General features: G+C 72.9%; 8 protein-coding genes. 2 read left to right on the forward strand and 6 right to left on the reverse strand.

From position 1 onward, the window contains the following. Positions 1-5 precede the first annotated feature (5 nt). On the reverse strand, positions 6-1,832 hold the full coding sequence (sucB, locus tag NIE79_RS23250) for a 2-oxoglutarate dehydrogenase, E2 component, dihydrolipoamide succinyltransferase (RefSeq protein WP_238680570.1): 1,827 nt from the start codon (positions 1,830-1,832) through the stop codon (positions 6-8). 66 nt (positions 1,833-1,898) lie between these two features. Beyond that, positions 1,899-3,290: a dihydrolipoyl dehydrogenase gene (lpdA, locus tag NIE79_RS23255; protein ID WP_238680571.1), complete on the reverse strand. Its 1,392-nt coding sequence runs from the start codon at positions 3,288-3,290 to the stop codon at positions 1,899-1,901. Between the two features lie 178 nt (positions 3,291-3,468). Here lpdA and NIE79_RS23260 point away from each other — a divergent pair, with 178 nt between their 5' ends. After that, a complete protein-coding gene (locus tag NIE79_RS23260) occupies positions 3,469-3,798 on the forward strand; it encodes a hypothetical protein (protein ID WP_238680572.1) in 330 nt (109 codons plus the stop codon). Between the two features lie 48 nt (positions 3,799-3,846). Here the strand turns inward: NIE79_RS23260 and NIE79_RS23265 are convergent, their stop codons facing one another. Then, a complete protein-coding gene (locus tag NIE79_RS23265) occupies positions 3,847-5,421 on the reverse strand; it encodes a leucyl aminopeptidase (RefSeq protein WP_238680573.1) in 1,575 nt (524 codons plus the stop codon). 162 nt (positions 5,422-5,583) lie between these two features. Between NIE79_RS23265 and gcvT the strand changes: the two genes are divergently transcribed. After that, positions 5,584-6,714 carry a glycine cleavage system aminomethyltransferase GcvT gene (gcvT, locus tag NIE79_RS23270; protein WP_238680574.1) on the forward strand — a complete coding sequence of 377 codons (1,131 nt, stop codon included), beginning with the start codon at positions 5,584-5,586 and terminating at the stop codon, positions 6,712-6,714. 75 nt (positions 6,715-6,789) lie between these two features. Here gcvT and NIE79_RS23275 read toward each other — a convergent pair whose 3' ends face one another. The 3 genes from NIE79_RS23275 to NIE79_RS23285 form a co-directional block, all read right to left on the reverse strand. Beyond that, the gene (locus NIE79_RS23275) at positions 6,790-8,088 is read right to left on the reverse strand and encodes a DUF2314 domain-containing protein (protein ID WP_238680575.1); all 1,299 of its coding nucleotides are present in this window, start codon (positions 8,086-8,088) and stop codon (positions 6,790-6,792) included. Between the two features lie 67 nt (positions 8,089-8,155). Beyond that, a complete protein-coding gene (gene cobS, locus NIE79_RS23280; protein WP_238680576.1) occupies positions 8,156-8,929 on the reverse strand; it encodes an adenosylcobinamide-GDP ribazoletransferase in 774 nt (257 codons plus the stop codon). After that, positions 8,919-9,813: nicotinate-nucleotide--dimethylbenzimidazole phosphoribosyltransferase (locus tag NIE79_RS23285; protein WP_238680577.1), on the reverse strand; the 895-nt coding region annotated here is incomplete at its 5' end. The genes NIE79_RS23285 and cobS, both read right to left, overlap by 11 nt.

Raw genomic sequence — 9,813 nt, forward strand, 5'->3', positions numbered from 1 at the left:
GTGGATCAGGCCAGGCCCAGCTCCGACTCGAAGTTGCCGGCCTCCAGCCGCTCCTTGACAGCGGTCAGGAAGCGGGCCGCGTCGGCGCCGTCGATCAGCCGGTGGTCGTAGGACATGGCCAGGTAGACCATCGACCGGATCGCGACGACCTCGCCCAGCTCCGGGTCGTTGACCACGACCGGCCGCTTGACCACGGCACCCGTGCCGAGCATCGCCGACTGCGGCGACGGCACGATCGGGGTGTCGAAGAGAGCGCCCCGGCTGCCCGTGTTGGTCAGGGTGAAGGTCGCCCCGGCCATCTCGTCCGGGGTGATCTTGTTGGCCCGGGTGCGCTCGGCCAGGTCGGCGATCCGCTTGGCGATGCCGCCCATGTTGAGCTCACCGGCGTTGTGGATGACCGGCACGAGCAGGCCGCGCTCGGTGTCCACGGCGATGCCCAGGTGCTCGGCTGCCGGGTAGGTGATCGTGCCGCCGTCCAGGTCCATGCTGGCCTGGATGATCGGGTGGGTCTGGAGCGCCTCGATGGCGGCGAGCGCGAAGAACGGCAGGAAGGACAGCTTCACGCCGTGCTTGGCCTGGAACGACTCCTTCGCCCGCGTCCGCAACTTGGCGACGCGGGTGACGTCCACCTCGACCACCGTGGTGAGCTGGGCCGTCTCGTGCAGCGACTGCTGCATCCGCTTGGCGATGGTCGCCCGGATGCGCGGCAGCTTCTCGGTGGTGCCCCGCTTGCTGCTCGGCTGCGGCTTCTCGGCCGGCTTGGCAGCAGCCGCCGACGGTGCGGCCGACGGCGCCGGTGCGGCGGCGGGAGCGGCCTTGGCGGCCTTCGCCTTCTCGGCGGCCTCCAGCACGTCCTGCTTGCGGATCCGACCGCCCACGCCGGTGCCGTTGAGCGAGGCCAGGTCGACGCCGTGCTCACTGGCCAGCTTGCGCACCAGCGGGGTCACGTACCCGGCGGCGTCCTCGCCGGCACCCGGTGCCGGGGCGGACGGGCGCGGCGGCGTCGAGGTCGACGCGGCCGGCTGCGCGGCCTGCTCGGTCTTCGCCGGCTGCGCCGAGCTCTCGGTCTCCGCGGCGGGCTCGCTGTACGAGGCGCCCTGCGTCGGCTCCTCGACCTTCGGCTCCGGCTTCGGCTCGGCCTTCGGCGCCGGCTTGGCCTCCGCCTTCGGCTCGGGCTGCGCCTGGGCCCCGCCGGCAGCACCGATGATCGCGAGGTCGGCGCCGACCGCTGCGGTCTCGTCCTCGGCGACCTTGATCTCCAGCACCGTGCCGGCGACCGGCGACGGGATCTCGGTGTCCACCTTGTCGGTGGACACCTCCAGCAGCGGCTCGTCGACCTCGATGGTCTCGCCGACCTGCTTCAGCCAGCGGGTGACAGTACCCTCGGTGACGCTCTCGCCCAGGGCGGGCATCTTCACCGCGGTGCCCTCGCCCGACGAGGCGGCGGCCGGAGCCGGCGCCTCGGCCGGGGCCTCGTCCTGGGCCACCTCGTCGGCGGTGCCCTCGGCGGCGGCCGTCGGCTCGGCGGCCGGCTCGACCGACTCGGCCGGGGCCTGCTCCTGCGGGGCGGCCTCGCCACCGCCGGTCGACTCGCCCTCACCGGCGATGACGGCCAGCTCGCTGCCGACCTCGGCGGTCTCGTCCTCTCCGACCACGATCCGGCTCAGCACGCCCGCAGCGGGCGACGGGATCTCGGTGTCGACCTTGTCGGTCGAGACCTCGAGCAGGGGCTCGTCAACCTCGACCGTGTCGCCCTCCTGCTTGAGCCAGCGAGTGACGGTGCCCTCGGTGACGCTCTCGCCGAGCCGGGGCATGGTGACCGATACCGGCATTTTCTGAGACTCCTTCATTCCCCTGGTGGGATCTTCGCCCGTCGCCGGACGCCGCGGTTTGGATGATCAGGCGTGCGCGTGCAGCGGCTTGCCGGCAAGGGCCAGGTGCGCCTCGCCCAGGGCCTCGTTCTGGGTCGGGTGGGCGTGCACGAGCTGGGCGACCTCGGCCGGGTACGCCTCCCAGTTGTAGATGAGCTGCGCCTCGCCGATCAGCTCACCCACCCGGGCGCCGATCATGTGCACGCCGACCACCGGGCCGTCCTCGACCCGGACCAGCTTCACGAAGCCGGTGGTCTTGAGGATCTGGCTCTTGCCGTTGCCGCCCAGGTTGTAGTTGTACGTCTTGACCTTGTCGGCGCCGTACTGCTCCTTGGCCTTCGCCTCGGTGAGACCCACCGACGCCAGCTCCGGGTCGCAGTAGGTGACGCGCGGGATGCCGACCTCGTCGATCACGGCGGGGGTCTGCCCGGCGATCTCCTCGGCCACGAAGATGCCCTGCTGGAAGCCCCGGTGCGCGAGCTGGAGGCCGGGCACGATGTCGCCGACCGCGTAGACGTTCGGCACGTTGGTGCGCAGCCGCTCGTCGGTCAGCACGAAGCCGCGGTCCATCTTGACGCCCTGCTCCTCGTACCCGAGGTTGGCGGTGTTCGGGCCGCGACCGACGGCGACGAGCAGCAGCTCCGCCTCGACGGTCTCGCCGCCCTGGATGGTCAGCTTGACGCCGCTCTCGGTCTTCTCGACCTTCTCGAACGGCTTGCCGACCTTGAAGTTGATCTTCCGCTTGCGGAACGCCCGCTCCAGCGCCTTCGACGACTCCTCGTCCTCGGCGGCGACCAGCCGGGGCAGCGCCTCGACGATCGTCACGTCCACGCCGAAGGACTTCCACACACTGGCGAACTCGACGCCGATCACGCCGCCACCGAGCACGATCACCGACGACGGCACCCGGTCCATCGTGAGGGCGTGGTCGCTGGTGATGATCCGCTCACCGTCGACGTCCAGGCCGGGCAGGCTCTTCGCGTACGAGCCGGAGGCCAGGACGATGTTGCGGCCGGTGTAGCGCTTGCCCGCCACCTCGACCACGTTCTTGCCGACCAGCTTGCCGGCGCCCTCGACGACTGTGATGTTCTTCGAGCCGCCCACCAGGCCCTGCAGGCCCTTGTAGAGGCGGGAGATCACGCCATCCTTGTACGAGTTGACCCCGGCCATGTCGATGCCGATCAACTCGGCCTTCACACCGAACTGCTCAGACTCGCGAGCCTGGTCGGCGATCTCGGCCGCGTGCAGCAGCGCCTTCGTCGGGATGCAGCCGTTGTGCAGGCAGGTGCCCCCGAGCTTGCCCTTCTCGACCAGCGCGACCTTCAGGCCCAGCTGGGCGGCGCGCAGCGCGGTCGCGTAGCCGCCGCTGCCACCTCCGAGAATGACAATGTCGAAGGTCGCTTCGTTCGGCTCGCTCACGTCCAACTCCCAGGTCGCGTCGCTGCATCGGGGGTCACGGGGATGTAACACGGACACACCCCACCTCGGTCATCTTGTCACCACTGGGCACAGGGTGCGTACTGAGGTGCCCAACGACACGTCATCGACACGTACCCTTGGCACCGTTGTCGATGACGCACGGTGGGGGAGAGATCCGGTGGGGTTGTTCCGGCGCCGCAAACAGGCGACTGTGCCGAGCCATGACCGTGCCGCCGATCGTGGCGACCTGGACCATCTGGAGAACTTCATCCGGAGTCGGCGCGGCGTCGAGGCGTACATCGAACCAAGGACGACAGTGACGGAGACCACCGTCATCCTGATCGCCGACGACGGGGAGTGGACCCGCCGGCGCATCGACGGCCCGGACGGAGCCCGGCGCTTCGCGTACCGGATGGGCATCCCGGTGTACGACGTCCGGCTGATGGGCTACCCGCAGCGGATGCGCGACTTCAACGAGCGCCGCAAACGGCGCCCCGAGCGTCACTGACCTACGCGAAGGGGCCCCCTTGAGCAGGGGGCCCCTTCGCGTGTCCCGTCAGCCGTTGGTGGCGACGTCCTCGACGAGCTGCACCAGCGTGCGGACCGGTACACCGGTGCCACCCTTGGTCCAGTAGCCGACCGGCTCACCCGAGTGGTAGCCCGGCCCGGCGATGTCGATGTGCGCCCACGCCACGTCGTCGGTCACGAACTCGCGAAGGAACACGCCGCCCTGCAGCATGTGACCGGCCCGGTCCATCCCGGCGTTGACCTGCGAGATGTCCGCCACATCCGACTCCATGCCCTTACGGACGTCGTCGGGCAGCGGCATCGGCCAGGCCGGCTCGCCGACGGCGTCGCCGACCACCTTCACCCGGTCGCACAGCTCCGGGGTGCCCATCACGCCGGCCATCCGCTTGCCCAGCGCGATCACCTGGCCGCCGGTCAGGGTGGAGGTCTCGAACAGGTAGTCGGTGCCGTCCGCGCAGGCGCGGGCGATGGCGTCGCCCAGGATCATCCGACCCTCGGCGTCGGTGTTGAGCACCTCGACCCGCTTGCCGTTGAACATGGTGATCACGTCACCCGGCCGGTAGCTGGTGCCCGACGGCATGTTCTCCGCCATCGGCAGGTACGCGCTGACCGCCACCGTCGGCTTCAGCGCGGCGATCGCCAGCATGGCCGCGCCCACAGCGGCGGCGCCCGCCATGTCGGACTTCATCTCCCACATGCCCTGCGCCGGCTTGATCGAGATGCCGCCGGTGTCGAAGGTGATGCCCTTGCCGACCAGCGCGACCCGCTTGCCGTTGCCGCCGCCCTGCGGGGTGTAGGTCAGCTTCACCAGCCGCGGCGGGGCCTCCGAGCCCTGCCCGACCGCGACGATGCCGCCGTACCCGCCTGCGGCCAGCGCCGCCTCGTCGAGCACCTCGACGCCGAGGCCCGCCTCGCGCGCCGCGCTGGCGACCGCGTCGGCGAACGACGGCGGACGCAGCTCGTTCGGCGCGGTGTTCACCCAGTCCCGGCTGAGCCGGACCGCGCCCGCCACCGCCTGCGCCCGGGCGATCTCCGCCTGGGCGCCCGCGTCGCCGGCGTCCGGCACCGCGATGAGCACCTCGGCCACCGGCTCCCGCCGGGTCGGCTGGGGCCGGGTCTTGTAACCGGCGAACCGGTACCCACCCAGCAGCGCGCCCTCGGCGACCGCGCGCAGCTCCGCCGACGCGTCCGCGTCGTCCGGCAGCGGCAGCGCCAGCGCGACAGTGGGTGCGCCCGCCAGGGCCCGGATCGCCGCACCGGCGGCCCGGCGCAGCGTCTCCGGAGCCGGGGCGGCACCCGACGGCTCCGGGCCGAGCCCGACCGCGGTGACCAGCGGGGCGGTCACGGTGCCCAGCGTGGCCAGCTTGATGACCTCACCCGGCCCGCCGGTCGCGCCGAGCAGCGCGAGAGTCTCGGTCAGCTTGCCGTCGAACGCGGCCGCGATGCTCTCCGCGCCGCTGGCGAGCAGCAGGGTGCCGGCGAGGCCGCTGGTGGCGCCCTGCTCTCCGGTCTGGCTGTGCACGCCGATCACGATCGCGTCGACGGCGAGCTCGGCCGGGTCGGTGTCGACCAGGCTCAGGTTGGTGGTGCGGGGTGAAGTCACTGAAGCTACTCCGGGCGGGCCGGGCCGGTCGCGGCGTCGCGTACCGGCGGTGAAGGTCTCCGGCGGAACCTACCCGCCGGACGTCATGGCTGTCCCGCCGACAGCGCCAGCGGGCTCCCGCCGATGCTAACCAGCGACGTTGCCCCCGGTAAGTTGCCACCCATGACCGACGTGACCTCCGACGCCGCCGCGACCCGGCTGCGCCGTTCCCCGCTGCACGAGCGGCACACCGCCGCCGGAGCCAAGTTCGCCCCCTTCGGGGGCTGGGAGATGCCGCTGGAGTACGCCGGCGGTGGAGTGCTCAAGGAGCACACCGCGGTGCGGACGGCGGTCGGGGTATTCGACGTGTCACACCTGGGCAAGGCCCGGGTGAGCGGCCCCGGCGCGGCCGACTTCGTCAACTCCTGCCTCAGCAACGACCTCGGCCGGATCGGCCCGGGTCGGGCGCAGTACACGCTCTGCTGCGACGACGCCACCGGCGGTGTGGTGGACGACATCATCGCCTACCTCTACGCCGACGACCACGTCTTCCTCATCCCGAACGCGGCGAACACCGCCGAGGTGGTGCGCCGGTTGCGCGCCGCCGCGCCCGCGCAGGTGACCGTCACCGACGAGCACGAGGCGTACGCGGTGCTGGCCGTGCAGGGCCCCCGCTCGGCCGAGTTGCTGGCCGCCCTGGACCTGCCCACCGAACACGGCTACATGAGCTTCTCCGCCGCGAGCCTGGCCGGGGTGGAGCTGACCGTCTGCCGTACCGGCTACACGGGTGAGCTGGGCTACGAGCTGGTGGTGCCGGCGGAGCACGCGGTCGCCGTCTGGGATGCGCTCTTCGCCGCCGGCGCGGCGTTCGAGCTGCGCGCCTGTGGGCTGGCCGCCCGGGACACGCTGCGCACCGAGATGGGGTACCCGCTGCACGGGCAGGACCTCTCCCTGGACATCAGCCCGGTGCAGGCCCGCTCCGGCTGGGCGGTCGGCTGGGACAAGCCGGCCTTCTGGGGCCGCGACGCGCTGCTCGCCGAGAAGGCCGCCGGCCCCCGGCGTACGCTGCGCGGCCTGGTGGCCGTCGACCGTGCCATCCCCCGCCCCGGCATGACCCTGCACGTGGGCGACACCCAGGTCGGCACCGTGACCAGCGGCACCTTCTCCCCGACCCGCAAACAGGGCATAGCGCTGGCCCTGCTGAACACCAACGCCAACCTGGTCGAGGGCGACGAGGTCGAGATCGACATCCGAGGCCGCCGAGCCCCCCTGAAGCTGACGAAGCCCCCCTTCGTAACCCCCTCAGTGAAGTAACCCCCGGGTCCCCTTGCCCCGGTGATCAAGAGGTTTGCGTCATGTTCGGATGAGATTCTGACGCAAACCTCTTGATCAACTGGGGTTCGGGGTTGGGGGTTCGCCGGAGTCCAGGACTGCTTGGGTCCAGCCACCTTCTATGACGCCTGTCGCGTCCAGGACGGCCCAGTCGACTACCTCGGTCGCCTCCACCACGACTGGGGCGCCGATGCGGACGCTCGGGTCGGTGTTGGCGTCGCTGGCGCTCACGCCGACGATGCGTTCCGGGGTCTCCCACGAGGTGACGCCCGCCCAGACATACTCCGGGCCGTCGTCTCCGGGCAGGCCGTACTTCACCACCAGTTGCGACTCGGTGGGGAGAAGGCCGGCGACGAACCGGGCCCGCGCGTCACCGAGCGCGGCCCGGGCGGTGGCGACCGCGCGGCTCATCGCGTCACCGGAGCGGGCGTAGCGCACGTCCGGCTGGATCCCGGAGAACAGGGTCGCGCAGGCGGCGGCGTAGTAGCGCCCGTCCGGGCCGGGGTGCCCGGCCGGCGGGCGCAGGCTGAGGAACGAGTCGGCCTCCGGGTCGGTGGCCGGGTCCAGTTCGAGGCGGAGCAGCACCGGGGCGGTGGCGCCGTGCTGCTCCGGGTTGCCGTACGCCACAGCGATGTCGTGGCCGGTGACCGTGGCGAGCACCGGCAGCTGCACGAACGCCGGCACCTCCTCGCCGGTGAGCCCGTCGGTCCAGTCCCGCAGCAGTCGGCGGGCCGCACCGGTCATCACCGCACCCCAGGCGCGGGTGAGGTGGTCGGGCACCCCCTGGGTCTGCAACTCCAGCAGACCGAAGCGGCGAAGCCCCTTCGTGGTGAACCAGAGGCCCTCGGTGTCCGAGGAGTACGGCACCAGCACCCAGTCGACAAGTCGGATGCGGCCCTGCTCGTCGGGGAGGGAGCGCAGCGCTGTCGCCGGGTCGAGGAACTGGAGGCCGAAGACGTCCACCACGTCGCTGTCGACGGACTCCGCCACGGCTGCCGCTACCGCCCGGGCGGCCCACTCGTGCGCGGGGGGCCAGCCGGGCCGGTACTCGGCCTGCACGACCACCAGGTGCGTCGCCGCCGCCAGCCGGTCCAGCTGCTCCTTGGTGGCGCCGAACGCGGTGAGCAGGTCCGGTGGCAGCTCGGGGAACTCGGCGATCGGCCGGGTGTCGACGCTCATCAGCGGGCTGTCGAGCATCTGCCGGGCCAGCCCGTGCACCGGCTCCGCCAGCCGGCCGGTCAGGGCCGCCACCGCTGTCTTCGCACTGACCTTCGGTAGCCCCGCCATCGGCACCAGGTAGGTCGCGCTGAGCGACTCCGGCACCGGAACGGGCAGGAAGTCGTCCGTGATGAGCATTGTGGGATCCCCCGGTGGCCGCGCCGGTGTTGTCGAGCCGAACGCTACCCGGCCCGCCGGGCCCGGTTCAGCCGGACAGCACCAGACCCAGGTAGACCAGCGTGGTGACCACCTCGACGGTCGCGCCCAGGACGTCGCCGGTGATCCCGCCGAGCCGGCGTACCACGTGGTTGAGCAGCCCTAGCGCGACGGCGACAGCGGTGACGACGGCCAGCGGCCCCTGCCATGGGCGGCCCGGCACCGCGGGCACCGCCAGCAGCACGACGGCGACAGCGCCGACGGCCAGTGCCACCGGGCCGACAGTGCCGGCGACCAGCGCGCCCAGCCCGTCGGGCCGGGCCGCCGGCACTCCCCGCCGGCAGGCCACCGTGACACCGAGGCGCCCGGCCGCGGTCGCCGCGACCACCGCCGCGAGGCACGCCGGCCAGGACCGGCCGGCGAGGTCGGCGAGCGCCGCCGCCTGCACCAGGAGTACGACCACCAGGGCGACCACCCCGAACGGGCCGACGTCCGGCTTCTTCATGATCTCCAGGGCGGCCGCGCCCCGCCGGTACGAGCCGAGCGCGTCCACGGTGTCGGCCAGCCCGTCCAGGTGCAGCCCCCGGGTGAGCAGCGCGGCGACGCCGACTGTCACGCCGGCCGCCACCAGCGGCGGGGCGAGCGCGCCGGTCAGCAGCAGCACACCGGTCAGCAGGGCGCCGAGCAGCGCGCCGACCACCGGGGCGAGGGCCATCGCCGTGCCGGCGACCGGGCGGTCGATGCGCCCGGCCCGCACCGGCAGCGTGGTGAACGTGGTGACCGCCAGCCGGGCTCCCGCGAGCAGCCGTGGCTCAGCCGGCACGCCAGCCCGACGCCGGCTGCTCGTCCGCCCCGGTGCTGGCCGGGCCCGGCCCGGCCGGCTCCGGCTCGGCGAAGTCGGGCTCGGTCGAGTCGGGCTCGGTCGAGTCGGGCTCGGTGAGATCCGGGTCGGCGTAGCTCGGGTCGGTGGACTCCGGCTCGTCGGCGGGCGGGTCGGTGTCGTCAGTGCCGCCCAGCGACGGGTGCACCGGCAGCGCGGCGGACAGCGCCAGCACCGAGCGCAGCAGCGGCAGCGCGACCAGCGCGTTCGCGCCCTCGCCGAGATCCAGCCGCAGGTCGAGCAGCGGGGTGAGGCCCAGCACGTCGGCGGCGAGCCGCACGGCCGGGTGCCCGCCGTGGTCGGCCAGCAGACACCAGTGCCGGGCCTGCCCGGCCAGGTCACGGCTCACCATGCCGGCGGCCAACCCGACCGGCCCGTCGAGCAGCACCGGCACCCGGCGGGCGGTGGCGCCGAGCAGCACGCCGGTGGCCACCGCCACGTCGCCGCCGCCCAGCTCGGCCAGGATCTCCTTGGCGCCGCGCGACGAGCGTCGGGTGCGGTGCAGCGCGTCGCGAACCGCCGCGCAGCGGATCATCCACGCGGCGTCGTCGATCTCGCCGGACTCGGTGATCACCCGGCCCAGCACGGCGGGTGGCTCCGCGCCCGCGGTCGCCGCGAGCACCGCCGCGGCCGCCGCCTCGGTGCCGGCGCCGCACGCGCCGAGCACCAGCAGTTGTACGCCGGCGTCGGCGGCCTGCTCGGCCAACCGCCAGCCGTAGCGCAGCGCGGAATCCACCTGCTCCGGCGCGAGGGCCGGCTGGTCCTCGATCGGGGCGGAGGCCGGCGCGTCCACCACCTGGAGGCTGGCGCCGCCCTCGGCGGCCAGC

Origin of the sequence: Micromonospora trifolii (genome assembly GCF_022229005.1) — a bacterium.
Classification (GTDB): Bacteria; Actinomycetota; Actinomycetes; order Mycobacteriales; family Micromonosporaceae; genus Micromonospora; species Micromonospora trifolii.

Bases quoted from the DNA above. Each gene is read 5' to 3' on its own strand.
- sucB (WP_238680570.1), bottom strand. From the start codon at position 1,832: ATGCCGGTATCGGTCACCATGCCCCGGCTCGGCGAGAGCGTCACCGAG.
- gcvT (WP_238680574.1), top strand. From the start codon at position 5,584: ATGACCGACGTGACCTCCGACGCCGCCGCGACCCGGCTGCGCCGTTCC.
- NIE79_RS23275 (WP_238680575.1), bottom strand. From the start codon at position 8,088: ATGCTCATCACGGACGACTTCCTGCCCGTTCCGGTGCCGGAGTCGCTC.